A 14,399-nucleotide genomic window follows, 5' to 3' on the forward strand; every position below is an offset into this window, starting at 1 on the left:
GCGGCGTTCAGGCCGAACCGGCGTCGGCGAGCGTGAGGAGGTCGACTCGCGACGCGGCGTACAGTCCGACTCCGAGCAGCCCTGCGGCGACGCACCCTACGTAGACGGTCAGCGGTCCCACGGCCCCGAACAGGGGGTTTGCGGTCGACACCGGCGCGAACGGGAACACGTCGGTGTACAGCGTCGCGTCGAGGAGGACGTGGAGCCAGCAGCCGCCCAGGGCCGCGGCCGCGATTCGACCGAGGGCGGTCGACTGCGGGAGACCGGCCCAGTCGAGGACCGGATCGAGCGACGGCCGAAGCGGAGCGGCGGCCGCGGTCAGCACACCGGCGAGGACGGTCGCACCCAGCAGCGTGTGGAGCGGACCGTGCAGCGGGCCGTCGAGGTACCCGAAGAACACGAGCGTCGTCCGGGCGTCGACCAGGACGCTCGCCGCGAGGAACGTCGGGAGGTCGAGCCAGCGGAGGCAGAGGACTCCGATCAGCAGCGCGGGGCCGAGGTGAAACGGGGTGAAGGGCATGCGAGCGTGATCGCCTCTCCGGGATATCGCTCTCGGCACCCGAATAAGGTACCGGCTGTTCGAGCGGTCCGTCCGTTCGGTGTCGCTCCCGTCTTCGCCGTCGTCGCTCGCGCCGGGACGACGCACTGGGCAGGCGAATCGGATCGCCCGCCGGGTCAAAAGAATCATTGCAGGGCGGCGTAGAGACACACCCACTCATGGTAGAACTGGACGAGATCGACTACGGCATCCTCCAGTTATTACAGCGAGATGCTCGCAACACGACGCCGGTCGACATGGCCGATCAACTCCCGGTTTCGGCCCAGACGATCCGGAATCGGATCAGCGGCCTCCAGGACAACGACGTCATCGAAGGGTACGTCCCCATCATCAACTACGAGAATGCGGGGTTCCCGATCCGGCTCCGGTTCGTCTGCACGGCGCCCGTCAAGGAGCGGAGCGACCTCGCGACGGAGGCGCTTGAGATCTCCAACGTCGTCCACGTCCAGGAGATCCTGAGCGGGAAGGAGAATCTCCACGTCGTCGCCGTCACGAACAGCTCCGAGGAGATCACGGAGATCGCCGAGAGCCTGTCGGAACTTGGCCTGCGGTTGGAAAGCGAGCGCCTGATGGGCAAGAGCCACCACCGCCCGTTCAACCACTTCGGGACGGATATCGTCGACGAACAGTGACGACGGACAACCATAATACATCTGTCTATTTTTGGGAAATCAAAATTACCTCCCCGGAAGTTACGGTCTTGTTGAATTTATTCGATAATACTTTAGTTCGAAGCTCCCCAGGTACCCACCGATGGGGCAAGACCGGTGGATCGCACGCGGACAGTGCGAAGAGCTAGTGATGGAGATCGTCTCCACCGTCGCGGACGACGCGGGCGTCGACGTTTTCGACCTCCCGCCGCTGACCGAGACCATCGACACGGAGGCGATGCAGGCGCTCCTCGCTGGCTCGGACTCGAGCGTTCGTCTCTACTTCGAGTACGCCGGACGGACTGTCGTCGTCGGGGCCGACGGGAGCGTCCGCGTCCGCGACAGAAAGGTGAGTCCGTAGGATGTTTCGCTGCGTCTGTTACACGTGCGAGAAACGGTGGGCCCACGACGAGTGGGCCGACGCCCAGGCGATGTTCAACGAGCACGCGCGCGACCGACACGAGGTCGTCCTCGAACGAGACGCCCCCGCAGACGACGTTCCAGTCCCGGAATCGACCGAGGAGACGACCGAGTCGCAGACGACGGCGTCGTCCGCGTCGAACGGTCGCAACGCCATGGACGGCTGACCGGGGTGGACGACGGTGCCGGAACAGATCGAGTGCGACTCGTGCGGGGCCCTCCTGTTCGCGCTCGGGCCGCGGGACCCGGAGCCCGTCGGCCGAGACGGCTGTCCGAACTGCGACGGGACGGACTTCTCGTTCCTGGATTGACCGCCCTCGACGCCGCTTTCGCCGACGTTCGGCCCGCTGGCTCCCGACTCGCGCCGTGACAGTGATTGACGAGGGGCCGTTCCGAGCGGAGACTTTATATATCACGAAGGAACAGGTTACAGGTACAATGTCCAACACTGAGGGCACGTCGGCTTCGCCGGCGGATCGAGTTCTTCCGGGGTACTCTGAATAGTACCTCTGAAGTAACTGAGGCACGCATTTTCGACACGACGCTCCGCGACGGAGAGCAGTCACCACGCACGTCGTTCTCGTACGAAGACAAACGCGAGATAGCGGCCGTGCTGGACGACATGGGCACCCACGTCATCGAAGCGGGGTTCCCAGTGAACTCCGACGCGGAATTCGAGGCCGTCCGCGACATCGCGGAGGCGACCTCGACGACGACCTGCGGGCTGGCGCGGGTCGTCGAGAAAGACGTCGAAGCGGCACTGGACTCCGGCGTCGAGCTAGTCCACGTGTTCGTCTCGACGAGCGACGTACAGCTCGAAGACTCCATGCACGCGACCCGCGAGCAGGCCAAAGAGCGCGCCGTCCAGTCGGTCGAGCGCGTCAAGGAGGCGGGCGTCGAGTGCATGTTCTCCCCGATGGACGCCACCCGGACGGACGAGGCGTTCCTGATGGAGGTCGTCGACGCCGTCAGCGAGGCGGGCACCGACTGGATCAACATCCCCGACACCTGCGGGGTCGCGACGCCCGGCCGCTTCCGCGACATGATCGCGAAGGTGGTCGACCGCACGGACGCCCGCATCGACGTGCACACGCACGACGACTTCGGGCTGGCCGCCGCGAACGCGCTGTCGGGCTACGAGGCCGGCGCCGCGCAGGCGCAGGTCTCGGTCAACGGCATCGGCGAGCGCGCGGGCAACGCGGCCTACGAGGAGGTCGTGATGGCCCTGGAGTCGCTGTACGACGTCGACACCGGGATCGACACGACGCGGATCACCGAGATCTCCCGGACCATCGAGGGCAAGAGCGACATTCCGGTGCCGGCGAACAAGCCGGTCGTCGGCCGCAACGCCTTCTCCCACGAGAGCGGGATCCACGCGGCCGGCGTCATCGAGAACTCCGACACGTTCGAGCCGGGGGTCATGACCCCGGAGATGGTCGGGGCCGAGCGCGAGCTCGTCCTGGGTAAACACACCGGCCAGCACTCGGTGCGAGAGCGGCTGGTCGACGCGGGCTACGAGCCCACCGACGAGGAGGTTCGCGCGGTCACCCGACGCGTCAAGGAGTACGGCGCGGAGAAGAACCGCGTCACCATGCAGGTCCTGGAGGAGTTCGCCCAGGACGTCGGCGTCGACCGCGAGGTCGAGGAAGAGGAGGTCCGGGCGTAGGACGATGCCCGCCTCCACGGTCGCCGAGCACACCCAGCGAGAGCGCTATCCAGACCCGGGAGCCGCGCGGCGCTCCGCGAGCGGGACTCGGAAAATTTATTGCCGCCGGTGTACAGAGTGTCGTAGTGATGAGAGAAACCGCTGGGTTCGGCGAGGGACCGCTCGCCCTCAGCGGCGGCGTTCGCGTTCGTATTGTAGGGGCGCCCTAGCCCCACCAGTCGCACACATCCATTTTCGGCGGACGCATCGATTCGACGCGGAGCGGATTCGACGGACACGACAACCCAGATATGAGTGAGCAAACACCAGTGTCGCCACCGGACGGCGAGACAGACGCGGACGAACAGACGACGGAGACAGCCGAACCGACCGACGAGGGAAGCCCGACGACGAGCGATACCGTGAGCACGGGCGCGGAGTCGGTCGTCGCGGCGCTCGAACAGGCCGGCGCGGAGACGCTGTTCGGCGTCCAGGGCGGGGCGATCATGCCCGTCTACGACGCGCTGTACGACTCCGAGGAACTGACCCACGTCACGATGGCCCACGAGCAGGGGGCCTCCCACGCCGCGGACGCCTACGGCATCGTCTCGGGCAAGCCGGGCGTCTGCCTGGCGACCTCGGGCCCCGGCGCGACCAACCTCGTGACGGGCATCGCCGACGCGTCGATGGACTCCGACCCGATGATCGCGCTGACCGGCCAGGTCTCGACGGAGATGGTCGGCAACGACGCCTTCCAGGAGACCGACACCGTCGGCGTGACCCAGCCCGTCACCAAACACAGCTACTTCGCCGACGACGCCGACACGGTCGGCACCGAGGTCGGCGAGGCGTTCGCGCTCGCCGACGAGGGCCGCCAGGGCCCGACGCTGGTCGACCTGCCCAAGGACGTCACGCAGGGCGAGACAGACGCGTTCCCCGGTCAGCCGGAGACGCCCGACACGTACAACCCGCCGACGACGGCCGACGCCGACGCCGTCGACTCGGCGGCCGCCGCGCTGGCGGAGGCCGAGCGGCCGGTCATCCTCGCGGGCGGCGGCGTCATCAAGGCCGAGGCCAGCGACGAACTGCGGCAGTTCGCCAAAGAGTACGAGATTCCGGTCATCACGACGATGCCCGGCATCGGCTCGTTCCCGGAGGACCACGAGCTGAGCCTGGAGTGGGCCGGGATGCACGGCACCGGCTACGCCAACATGGCGATCACGAACACCGACTGCATGCTCGCCGTCGGCACGCGCTTCGACGACCGCCTGACCGGCGGCGTCGAGTCGTTCGCGCCGGACGCCGAGCTGATCCACGTCGACATCGACCCCGCGGAGATCAGCAAGAACATCGAGGCCGATTACCCGCTGATCGGCGACGCGAAGCAGGTCCTGCGCCAGCTGGACGACGCCATGCCCGTCGCCTACGAGGCGATGGACACCTCGCCCGAGGCCTACGCCGAGTGGCGCGAGCAGTGTCAGACCTGGAAAGACGAGTACGAGATGGAGTACGACATGCCCGAGGACGAGCCGCTCAAACCGCAGTACGTGGTCGAGCGGTTCTCCGAGCTGGCCGACGACGACGCCATCGTCACGACCGGCGTCGGGCAACACCAGATGTGGGCCAGCCAGTTCTGGACGTACACCGAGCCCCGAACGTGGGTCTCCAGCCACGGCCTGGGCACGATGGGCTACGGCGTCCCCTCGGCCATCGGCGCGAAGATCGCCGCACCGGACCAGGAAGTCGTCTGCTTCGACGGCGACGGCTCCTTCCTGATGACGGTCCAGGAGCTGTCCGTCGCGGTCCGGGAGGACCTGGACATCACGTACGTCGTTCTCAATAACGAGGCGATCGGGATGGTCCGCCAGTGGCAGGACGGCTTCTACGAGGGCCGTCGGATGGCCTCGGAGTACCCGTGGATCCCGCAGTTCGACATGCTCGCCGAGGCGTTCGGCGCGCGCGGGTTCCGCCTGGAGGACTACGAATCGGTCGACGAGGTCATCGAGGCCGCGCGCGAGTACGACGGCCCGGCGGTCGTCGACGCGATCATCGACCCGGCCGAGAACGTCTACCCGATGGTCCCCGCCGGCGGGGACAACGGGCTGTTCGCACTGAACGGCGACCAGCTGGGAGACATCTGAAATGACGACAACGGAGGACCAACGATGACACAAGGCATGGAGGGCCCGCACCCGGACGAGCGGATGCGTCCGGAGGGCCGACGGAACTCGCAGGGGATTCGCATCGACCCGGAAGCAGAGGCGACTCACCAGCCGCGCAAGGCGGTGCTGTCGACGCTGGTGAAACACGAGCCCGGCGTGCTCGCGGAAGTGTCGGGCCTGTTCAGCCGCCGGCAGTTCAACATCGAGAGCCTGACCGTCGGCGCTACGGACGACGACGAGATCGCTCGGATGACCATCGTCATCGAGGAGCCCGAGCCGGGCGTCGACCAGGCGAAGAAGCAGCTGAAGAAGCTCGTGCCGGTCGTCTCGGTCGAGGAGCTCGAGCCCGAGGCGGTCCAGCGCGAGCTGATCCTCGTGAAGGTCAGCGGCGAGAAGCCCGACGACGTGAACGCGGTCGCGGACATGTACGACGGCAACGTCGTCGACGCCTCGCCGGAGGCCATCACGGTGGAGATCACCGGCAGCCAGCAGAAGATCGAGGCGGCCGTCGCGGCGTTCGACCAGTTCGACGTGCAGGAGGTCGTCCGCACGGGCGCGGCGGCGGTCGAGCGCGGCGCGGACGTGCTGGAAGACGAGCGACGGAAAACGACGAAGGTATCAGACACCCCCGAGACTGCGGAGACAGCTACAGATGACTGACGAATTCACCACGCCCGTCTACGACGACGGCGACGCCGACGAATCGTACATCGAAGACAAGACCGTGGCCATCCTGGGCTACGGCAGCCAGGGCCACGCGCAGGCCCAGAACCTCGCCGACAGCGGCGTCGACGTGGTCGTCGGCCTCCGCGAGGGGTCGAGTTCGCGCCAGGAAGCCGAAGCGGACGGCATCCGCGTCGCGGTGCCCGACGAGGCCGTCGCCGAGGCGGACATCACCGTGATGCTCGTCCCGGACACCGTCCAGCCGGCCGTGTTCGAGGCCGTCGAGGACGGCCTGGAGGAAGGCGACACGCTCCAGTTCGCCCACGGGTTCAACATCCACTACGGCCAGATCGAGCCGCCGGAGGGCGTCGACGTGACGATGGTCGCGCCGAAGAGCCCCGGCCACCTCGTCCGCCGCACGTACAAGCGCGGCGAGGGGACGCCGGGCCTCATCGCCATCGAGCAGGACGCCACCGGCGCCGCCAAGGAGGAGGCGCTGGCCTACGCGCAGGCCATCGGCTGCGCCCGCGCGGGCGTCATCGAGACGAGCTTCAAGGAAGAGGTCGAGACCGACCTGTTCGGCGAGCAGGCCGTCCTCTGCGGCGGCGTCACCGAGATGGTCAAGGCCGGCTTCGAGACGCTGGTCGACGCGGGCTACGCGCCCGAGATGGCCTACTTCGAGTGCCTGAACGAGCTGAAGCTCATTGTCGACCTCATGTACGAGGGCGGCCACATGGGCATGTGGGACTCCGTCTCGGACACCGCCGAGTACGGCGGGCTCACCCGCGGCGAAGAGGTCATCGACCGCGAGGGCATGGAGTCCATCCTCGAGGGCGTCCAGAACGGCGAGTTCGCACGCGAGTGGATCAACGAGAACCAGGCGAGCCGCCCGGCCTACAAGCAGTACCGCGACGCGGAAGCGAACCACCAGATCGAGGAAGTCGGCGGGCGCCTGCGCGAGCTGTTCGCGTGGGCCGACGAGGAGTAGCGAGCACACCAGACAGATGACAGACGACACGACACACGCGACCGAAACCACGACCGACACCGTCGGCGACGCGGCCCCGAAGGCGACGATGGCCGAGTTCAGCCACACCAACCCCCACACGGGGAAGGCGTTCGGCGACGACTTCGCCTTCCAGCGGGGCCCGGCAGTCGCGGCTGACGGGGGTGAGCGGAACGCAGTTCCGCGAGCCTCGTCGGACCGCAGGTCCGACGGTGGACGCGCAGACGCGGAGGACGACGGCGAACAGACGATGAGAGACGTCGACCACGAGCACCCCGAGGCGGACGCGGAGGACGCGAATCGCGTCTTCCAGCGGGGCAACGAGGAGCCAGCGGATTCAGTATGAGTCAGGGTACACTGTACGACAAGGTCTGGGATCGACACAAGGTAACGACGCTGCCCAACGGGCAGGACCAGCTGTTCGTCGGGCTGCACCTCATCCACGAGGTCACCAGCCCGCAGGCGTTCGGCATGCTCCAGGAGCGCGGCCTGGAGGTCGCGCGCCCGGACCTGACCCACGCGACGGTCGACCACATCGTCCCGACGGCCAATCAGGACCGACCGTACGCCGACGACGCGGCCGAGCGCATGATGGCCGAACTGGAGGAGAACGTCCGCGACGCGGGCATCCAGTTCTCCGACCCGACGACGGGCGACCAGGGCATCGTCCACGTCATCGGGCCGGAGCAGGGCATCACCCAGCCCGGCAAGACGATCGTCTGCGGCGACTCCCACACCTCCACGCACGGCGCGTTCGGCGCGCTCGCGTTCGGTATCGGGACCAGCCAGATCCGCGACGTGCTGGCCACCCAGACCATCGCGATGGAGAAGCAGAAGGTCCGCAAGATCCAGGTCGACGGCGAACTCGGCGAGGGCGTCGAGGCCAAGGACGTCATCCTGGAGATCATCCGCCGTCTCGGTACCGAGGGCGGCGTCGGCTACGTCTACGAGTACGCCGGCGAGGCCATCGAGAACCTCGACATGGAAGGCCGGATGTCCATCTGCAACATGTCCATCGAGGGCGGCGCTCGCGCGGGCTACGTCAACCCCGACGAGACCACCTACGAGTGGCTGGAGCAGACCGACTACTTCCAGGAGAACCCGGAGAAGTTCGACGAGCTGAAGCCGTACTGGGAGTCCATCCGCTCCGACGAGGACGCCGAGTACGACGACGTGGTCCACATCGACGCGAGCGAACTCGACCCGGTCGTCACCTGGGGTACCACGCCCGGTCAGGGAATCGGTATCCACGACCCGATCCCGGCCCCCGAGGACCTGCCGGAGGACAAGCAGGACACCGCCCGGCGCGCCCAGGAGCACATGCGCGTCGAGCCCGGCGAGACCATGGAGGGCTACGACATCGACGTCGCCTTCCTGGGCTCGTGTACGAACGCGCGCCTGCCCGACCTGCGCCGCGCGGCCCGCATCGTGAAGGGCCGCGAGGTCGCCGACGACGTGCGCGCGATGGTCGTCCCCGGCAGCCAGCGCGTCCAGAAGCAGGCCGAGGAAGAGGGCCTGAAGGACGTCTTCGAGGAAGCCGGATTCGACTGGCGCAACGCCGGCTGTTCGATGTGCCTCGGCATGAACGAGGACCAGCTGGAAGGCGACGAGGCCTGCGCGTCCTCGTCGAACCGCAACTTCGTCGGCCGCCAGGGCAGCAAGGACGGCCGCACCGTCCTGATGAACCCGCGGATGGTCGCCGCCGCGGCGATCACCGGCGAGGTCTCTGACGTGCGCGAACTGAAGGAGGTGAACCTGGCATGAGTGACCCGACCGAGGACATCCCGTCGGTCGACTACGTGGAGGGGACGGGCATCCCGATCCGCGGCAACGACATCGACACCGACCAGATCATCCCTGCGCGGTTCATGAAGGTCGTCACCTTCGACGGCCTGGGCGAGTTCGCCTTCTTCGACCTGCGCTTCGACGACGAGGACGAACAGAAGGACCACCCGATGAACGAGGAGCGCTTCCAGGACGCCAACGTCATGGTGGTCAACGCCAACTTCGGCTGCGGCTCCTCGCGCGAGCACGCCCCGCAGGCGCTCATGCGCTGGGGCATCGACGCCATCATCGGCGAGTCCTTCGCCGAGATCTTCGCGGGCAACTGCCTCGCGCTCGGCATTCCGACCGTGACCGCCGACCACGAGACGATCAACGCGCTCCAGCAGTGGGTCGACGACAACCCCGACGGCGACATCGAGGTCGACGTGCGGGCGGAGACGGTGACCTACGGCGACAACGAGATCAGCGTCAGCGTCGACCGCGCCCAGCGCGAGGCCCTCGTCGAGGGCAACTGGGACACGACCGCGCTGATGAAGGCCAACCAGAACGCGATCCAGGAAACCGCCGACTCGCTGCCGTACGTCGAGTCCGCGGACTGACGGCGGAAATTCGGTTCTCGACCGCATCAGTACTGTTCTCGGCGACTTCTCCGACATCGTCCGACGGACCTATGCTCGCCCGGGAGCGATAGCCACGCGTGCAGACGTTCGACCTTTCGCACTCGCTCGCCACCGACATGCCCGTCTATCCCGGAACCGAACCGATCGGCGTCGAACCCGCAGCGACCCGCGAGGCCGACGGCTACCGGACGACGCGCCTCGACGTGGACTCCCACGCCGGCACGCACGTGGACGCGCCGGCGCACCTGATCGACGGCCCCTCGCTCGACGGGTTCTCCGCGGACCGGTTCCGGTTCGACGCGACCGCGGCCGACCTCCGTCCGCTCGATCCCCGGGAGCCGATCGGCGTCGACGCCCTCCGGGACAGTCTTCCGGCCGGTGCGGATCCGGACGCAGTGGACCTCCTCGCCGTCGTCACGGGCTGGGACGACCACTGGGAGAGCGATCGCTACCTCGACCACCCGTATCTCACCGCTGACGCCGCCGCGTGGCTCGCCGAGCGCGAGTGCGACCTCGGTGTCGATACCGTCAACCCGGACCCGACGCCGACAGAGAAGGCGACCGCCGACGAACCCGACGGGTTTCCGGTCCACGAGACGCTGTTCGATGAGGGTCGGCTGATCGTCGAGAACCTCCGCGGACTCGACCGGCTGCCCGATCGCTTCGAACTACACGCCTATCCGCTCAAGTTCGCAAACGCCGACGCGTCGCCGGTCCGAGCGGTCGCGTACCCGGACGGAGACGGGTGACGGGCGGCGACCGCCCGCCCGGTCGACCTGACACACATCGACACCCTCTTTTCGGCACCGCCGGGAGATAGCGTCATGACTCACGAGATCGCCGTGATCCCCGGCGACGGGATCGGACAGGAAGTGACGCCGGCGGCAGTCGAAGTCCTCGAGGCAATCGACGTCGACTTCGACTTCGTCGAGGGCGAGGCGGGCGACGCCGTGAAGGAGGAGACGGGCGAGGCGCTCCCCACCCAAACTCGGGAACTCGCCGCCGACGCCGACGCGACGCTGTTCGGCGCCGCGGGCGAGACGGCCGCCGACGTCATCCTCCCGCTCCGCGACGTCGTCGGGTCGTTCGCCAACGTCCGACCGGCTCGCTCGTACCCCGGGCTGGACGCCGTCCAGCCGGACACCGACCTCGTGTTCATCCGCGAGAACACCGAGGGCGTCTACTCCGGCATCGAGGCGGAGATCGACGAGGGCGTCCGGACGCTGACGCGCGTGATCACCGAGGACGCCTCCCGCGAGATCGCCGAGTTCGGGTTCCGCTACGCGAAACAGAACGGCTTCGACGACGTGACCATCGCGCACAAGGCCAACGTCATGCGCCAGACCGACGGGCTGTTCCTCGAAACGGCCGAGGAAGTCGGCGACTCGTTCGACGTCGACTACGACACGGCGCTGATGGACGCGCTCGCGATGCACCTCGTCATGCATCCGGAGGACTACGGTGTCGTCATCTGCCCGAACCTCGCGGGCGACATGCTCTCGGACCTGGCCGCCGGCCTCGTCGGCGGTCTCGGCCTGCTCCCGAGCGCGAACGTCGGCGAGGAGAACGCGCTGTTCGAGCCCGTCCACGGCTCCGCGCCCGACATCGCCGGTCAGGGCATCGCGAATCCCTCGGCGATGATCCTCTCGGCCGCCATGCTGCTCGACCACCTGGAATACGGCGACGAGGCGACCGCCGTGCGGGAAGCCGTCGAAGGCGTCCTCGCCGACGGGCCGCGCACGCCCGACCTCGGCGGCGACGCCTCGACCGACGAGGTCACCGAGGCAGTCGTCGACCGCCTCTGAATCCCCCTCGTACTCGCGTTCGAACGCCGAACGATCCCCGTTCCGTCCCGGAAATTTAAGTTTCTCAGCCGTCTCACTGCCGACCGTATGCCAACGGTCGAACTCGACGAGGAGACGATCGAGCGGCTGGACGCGCTGCGGGTGGACGACGAGTCCTACGACGAGGTCGTCACCGAACTCATCAACATCTACGAGGCGGAAGGACTGACGCTGTTCACGAACGAGTGACGCGACCGGGCGTGATCGCCGGGAGCCGCCCGTCGGCGCGACTGCGGCCGACGGTCGACGGCGTCACTCCCGTGCGAGGACGCAGACCTCGTCCCACTTGCCCCGCGATTCGAGTTTCTCCTGCAGGTCGCCGGCGTACATCTGGGCCATCTCCTCGGCGGCGGCCAGTTGCTCCCTGTCCACGCCGCCGCCCCCGCCCAGCCCGAGAGCGTCTTTGACCCCGTCGAGCAGGCCGCCGCCCGAGTCGTCGGACGGTCGGCCGCCGCCGGCGGCCATCCCGGTCGCCCGGTCGACGTTCTCCAGTTCGGGGACGATGCTCTCGACCTTGCTCGTGTCCGCGACGAGGCGTGCCGTCTCGGGGTCTTCGGGACCCTCGATCTCGAACTCGACGGCGGTCATGATGAGGCCCCACTGCTGGCGGGAGAAGTTCGAGGCCGCGACCTTCTCGGCGAACTCCTGGTCGACCTGCATCCGTTCGCCGACGATCCGGTCGCTCCAGTCGCTGTCGCTCATGCGTTGCCGTTAGACCCTCTCCGGTATGTATCTCCCGCTCGTCGAGCGCTGTCGTCCGGAAAACGAACCGCGATCGGCCTCAGTTCCCGTTGCTCTCGCCGCTGGACTCGACGCCGAGGGCGTCGAAGAGCTTCTTCCGCACGGCTTCCTCGGTGAGTTGCAGGAGCGTCTCGCGGTTGTCCTCGCTGGTCTCGATGCCGGTGAAGATGCCCAGCGGGATCTCGACGGCGGCGTCGGTCGAGTGGCCCTTCGCCTCGCCCATCTCTCCGAAGGCGTCGTCCAGGACCTTCCCGATGTTCATCCGGATGTCCTTCGAGCGCGCGGCGAGGTAGATGGTGTCGTCGGCGATGGCGAAGACCGCGGTGGTCGTGATCCCCTCGAGGTTCAGGAGGTGCTGGGCCGCCTGGGCGAGCGCGTCGCGGTCGCGGATGAACCCCGCGTTGGAGACGAGGTGGCTCCCGCTGACCTCGCGATTCCTGATGGCCTCGGCGAGCACGTCCAGCGTCTCGGGCGACATCGACGGCGACTCGACCTGTTCGAGCGTGTCGTGGTCGGCGAAGGGGTAGAGGTAGGCGGCGGCGGTGAGGTCGGCGGGCGTCGTGTCGCGCTTGAAGTCCAGCGTCTCGGCGCGGATCCCGTAGAGGAGCGCGGTGGCGACCTCCTGGCTGAGATTGAGGTCGAGCTCCTGGATGTACTTGGTCAGGATAGTCGAGGTGGCGGAGACGTTCGAGCGGACGTCCTCGAAGCGGGCGTCGAGGTCTTCGTTCTCGTGTTCGTAGTGGTCGACGAGGATGTCGATGCCCTCGGCCGTCGGCGCGCCGCCCTTCGCGTAGTCGACGAGCGCGACGGTGTCGTACTCGTCCATGTCGACGTCGTCCCGGGAGACGAGGTCGATGCCGAGCAGGTTGACGAACGCGCGGTTCTCCTGGTGGCCGACCTCGCCCTCGTAGATGATGTCCGCCTCCACGTCGCGGCTCGCGGCGATGTCTCGCAGCGCGGCCGCGCTCGCGATGGAGTCCGGGTCGGGACTCCGGTGGACGAGGATCGCCATCCGGCCGTCGGTGTCGTCGATGACCTCGGCGAGGTTACGCGCTTTGTACTCGAGTTCGCCGGTCTCCAGCGCGCGGAGGGCGGAGTCGGCGATGACGGCCGACGGGTTGATCACCACGTCGGCGCCGAGTTCGGTGAGTTCGTCGGCGGAGACCGGGTCCGAGGCGCGCGCGACGATGAAGTGGTCGCCGCCGCGGCCGCGGATGTTCCCGACGGCGGCGGAGTTGGCCTCGACGTCGGAAGACATGATCAGGACGACGTCGCAGTCTGCGACTTCGTCGACGACCGACTCGTCGCGGATGTCCGCGACGTTGGCGTCGAGGTCCTGGTCGCGGAGCGCTTCCACGCGGCCCTCGTCGCGGTCGATGATCTCGACCTCCTTGCCCTCGCTGACGAGTTCCTCGGCGACGGCGTGGCCCACGCTCCCACACCCGAGGATGGCGTAGCGAGACATCGACGCCATCGTGATGCCGGTGCTCATCGTGTCACCTTACATGGCCACGAGACATATAATTCCCCACATTTCGCCGCGTCCTCGTCCCCGAACAGTAACGTATATCAACCAACCTCCGTAAGTCGAATTCGAGGGCCGGTAGCTCAGTCCGGCAGAGCGTCTGACTCTTAATCAGACGGTCGAGGGTTCAAATCCCTTCCGGCCCGTCTCTGACGTGAACAGACCGCGAGCACCGCGTAGCGTGTGCTCGCAATCCGTGAACGGCGAACGGCTCCGAAGGATTTGAAGTAGACCAGACGCGCGCAGCGTAGCGAGCACGTCTGGGCGTGGTTCAAATCCCTTCCGGCCCGCTCTCTCTCTCTGGCGCTCGCAACCCGCGAGCGCCTGCTATGCGTCACGGAAGGGATTTGAACGAGACGAGTCACAGCCCGGGAAGCGAGCGGAGCGAGCGACCCGTGGGCGTCCGACGAGAGTGACATAGACCGGCCGCGGGTCGACGCCGTGGCTCGACGCGTTCGAAGCCTGTGAGAAAGCGGACTGCGTTCACCACCGCGACGACCGTACGCGGTCCCGTTATCGCCACTCGTCGAGCGGGTAGGCCTTGGTCGCCGTGGCCGAGACCCACGCCTCGTCCCGGGCGATGTCGGCGACGACAAACCGGGCGCTCCCGTCCGCCTCGTCGACCGTCGCGACGACCTCGGGTTCGCCCGTCACCCGTCCGCCGGGCGACCGCGTATCAGTGCTCATAATCACCTCTACACAGGACCACACCATGAATACTTTGATTTCTGTCCCGCTTCACGCACACTTTCAATATTTATTCGGTATCGAGGGACTAA

At 67.4% G+C, this 14,399-nt stretch carries 18 protein-coding genes and 1 tRNA gene; 15 read left to right on the forward strand and 4 right to left on the reverse strand.

All coding sequences use genetic code 11. The annotated features are described in order from the left end of the window. Positions 1-7: 7 nt before the first annotated feature. Positions 8-520, reverse strand: a complete 513-nt coding sequence (locus PSC72_RS05835) for a hypothetical protein (RefSeq protein ID WP_274324954.1) — start codon at positions 518-520, stop codon at positions 8-10. A 197-nt stretch (positions 521-717) separates the two neighbouring features. Between PSC72_RS05835 and PSC72_RS05840 the strand changes: the two genes are divergently transcribed. The 14 genes from PSC72_RS05840 (at position 718) to PSC72_RS05905 (ending at position 11,543) form a co-directional block, all read left to right on the forward strand. Continuing rightward, the gene (locus tag PSC72_RS05840; RefSeq protein ID WP_274324955.1) at positions 718-1,191 is read left to right on the forward strand and encodes an Lrp/AsnC family transcriptional regulator; all 474 of its coding nucleotides are present in this window, start codon (positions 718-720) and stop codon (positions 1,189-1,191) included. Between the two features lie 121 nt (positions 1,192-1,312). After that, entirely contained in the window at positions 1,313-1,570 is a 258-nt protein-coding gene (locus PSC72_RS05845; RefSeq protein ID WP_274324956.1) for a HalOD1 output domain-containing protein, read from the forward strand. Position 1,571: 1 nt separating this feature from the next. Then, entirely contained in the window at positions 1,572-1,796 is a 225-nt protein-coding gene (locus PSC72_RS05850) for a hypothetical protein (RefSeq protein WP_274324957.1), read from the forward strand. Between the two features lie 15 nt (positions 1,797-1,811). After that, positions 1,812-1,940 carry a hypothetical protein gene (locus tag PSC72_RS05855; RefSeq protein ID WP_274324958.1) on the forward strand — a complete coding sequence of 43 codons (129 nt, stop codon included), beginning with the start codon at positions 1,812-1,814 and terminating at the stop codon, positions 1,938-1,940. A 98-nt stretch (positions 1,941-2,038) separates the two neighbouring features. After that, positions 2,039-3,295, forward strand: coding sequence for a LeuA family protein (locus PSC72_RS05860; protein ID WP_274326147.1), 1,257 nt, complete (start codon positions 2,039-2,041; stop codon positions 3,293-3,295). A gap of 290 nt (positions 3,296-3,585) precedes the next feature. Continuing rightward, a complete protein-coding gene (ilvB, locus tag PSC72_RS05865; protein WP_274324959.1) occupies positions 3,586-5,415 on the forward strand; it encodes a biosynthetic-type acetolactate synthase large subunit in 1,830 nt (609 codons plus the stop codon). A 24-nt stretch (positions 5,416-5,439) separates the two neighbouring features. After that, a complete protein-coding gene (gene ilvN, locus PSC72_RS05870) occupies positions 5,440-6,096 on the forward strand; it encodes an acetolactate synthase small subunit (RefSeq protein ID WP_382261307.1) in 657 nt (218 codons plus the stop codon). Beyond that, complete coding sequence (gene ilvC / locus PSC72_RS05875; protein ID WP_274324960.1) at positions 6,089-7,087, forward strand: ketol-acid reductoisomerase; 999 nt, start codon at positions 6,089-6,091, stop codon at positions 7,085-7,087. The genes ilvN and ilvC overlap by 8 nt, the downstream gene beginning before the upstream one ends. Before the next feature lie 16 nt (positions 7,088-7,103). Next, a complete protein-coding gene (locus PSC72_RS05880) occupies positions 7,104-7,451 on the forward strand; it encodes a hypothetical protein (RefSeq protein WP_274324961.1) in 348 nt (115 codons plus the stop codon). Then, positions 7,448-8,869: a 3-isopropylmalate dehydratase large subunit gene (leuC, locus tag PSC72_RS05885; protein WP_274324962.1), complete on the forward strand. Its 1,422-nt coding sequence runs from the start codon at positions 7,448-7,450 to the stop codon at positions 8,867-8,869. Before PSC72_RS05880 ends, leuC begins: the two co-directional genes overlap by 4 nt. Further along, the gene (leuD, locus tag PSC72_RS05890; RefSeq protein WP_274324963.1) at positions 8,866-9,489 is read left to right on the forward strand and encodes a 3-isopropylmalate dehydratase small subunit; all 624 of its coding nucleotides are present in this window, start codon (positions 8,866-8,868) and stop codon (positions 9,487-9,489) included. The genes leuC and leuD overlap by 4 nt, the downstream gene beginning before the upstream one ends. Positions 9,490-9,587: 98 nt before the next feature. Continuing rightward, positions 9,588-10,259 (forward strand): cyclase family protein, encoded by a 672-nt coding sequence (locus PSC72_RS05895; RefSeq protein WP_274324964.1) that lies wholly within the window; start codon positions 9,588-9,590, stop codon positions 10,257-10,259. 75 nt (positions 10,260-10,334) lie between these two features. Continuing rightward, on the forward strand, positions 10,335-11,315 hold the full coding sequence (locus PSC72_RS05900) for an isocitrate/isopropylmalate dehydrogenase family protein (RefSeq protein ID WP_274324965.1): 981 nt from the start codon (positions 10,335-10,337) through the stop codon (positions 11,313-11,315). Between the two features lie 87 nt (positions 11,316-11,402). Continuing rightward, complete coding sequence (locus PSC72_RS05905) at positions 11,403-11,543, forward strand: DUF7557 family protein (RefSeq protein WP_274324966.1); 141 nt, start codon at positions 11,403-11,405, stop codon at positions 11,541-11,543. Positions 11,544-11,606: 63 nt separating this feature from the next. On the opposite strand, the gene PSC72_RS05910 is transcribed toward PSC72_RS05905, so the two are convergent. Then, positions 11,607-12,056, reverse strand: a complete 450-nt coding sequence (locus tag PSC72_RS05910) for a DUF5799 family protein (RefSeq protein WP_274324967.1) — start codon at positions 12,054-12,056, stop codon at positions 11,607-11,609. A 79-nt stretch (positions 12,057-12,135) separates the two neighbouring features. Further along, complete coding sequence (locus PSC72_RS05915) at positions 12,136-13,587, reverse strand: DHH family phosphoesterase (protein WP_274324968.1); 1,452 nt, start codon at positions 13,585-13,587, stop codon at positions 12,136-12,138. Between the two features lie 105 nt (positions 13,588-13,692). Here PSC72_RS05915 and PSC72_RS05920 point away from each other — a divergent pair. Further along, positions 13,693-13,766 (forward strand) — tRNA-Lys (locus PSC72_RS05920). 367 nt (positions 13,767-14,133) lie between these two features. Here PSC72_RS05920 and PSC72_RS05925 read toward each other — a convergent pair. Beyond that, on the reverse strand, positions 14,134-14,307 hold the full coding sequence (locus PSC72_RS05925; RefSeq protein ID WP_274324969.1) for a DUF7556 family protein: 174 nt from the start codon (positions 14,305-14,307) through the stop codon (positions 14,134-14,136). Between the last annotated feature and the right edge of the window lie 92 nt (positions 14,308-14,399).

The organism is Halosimplex aquaticum (assembly GCF_028747785.1).
Classification (GTDB): Archaea; Halobacteriota; Halobacteria; order Halobacteriales; family Haloarculaceae; genus Halosimplex; species Halosimplex aquaticum.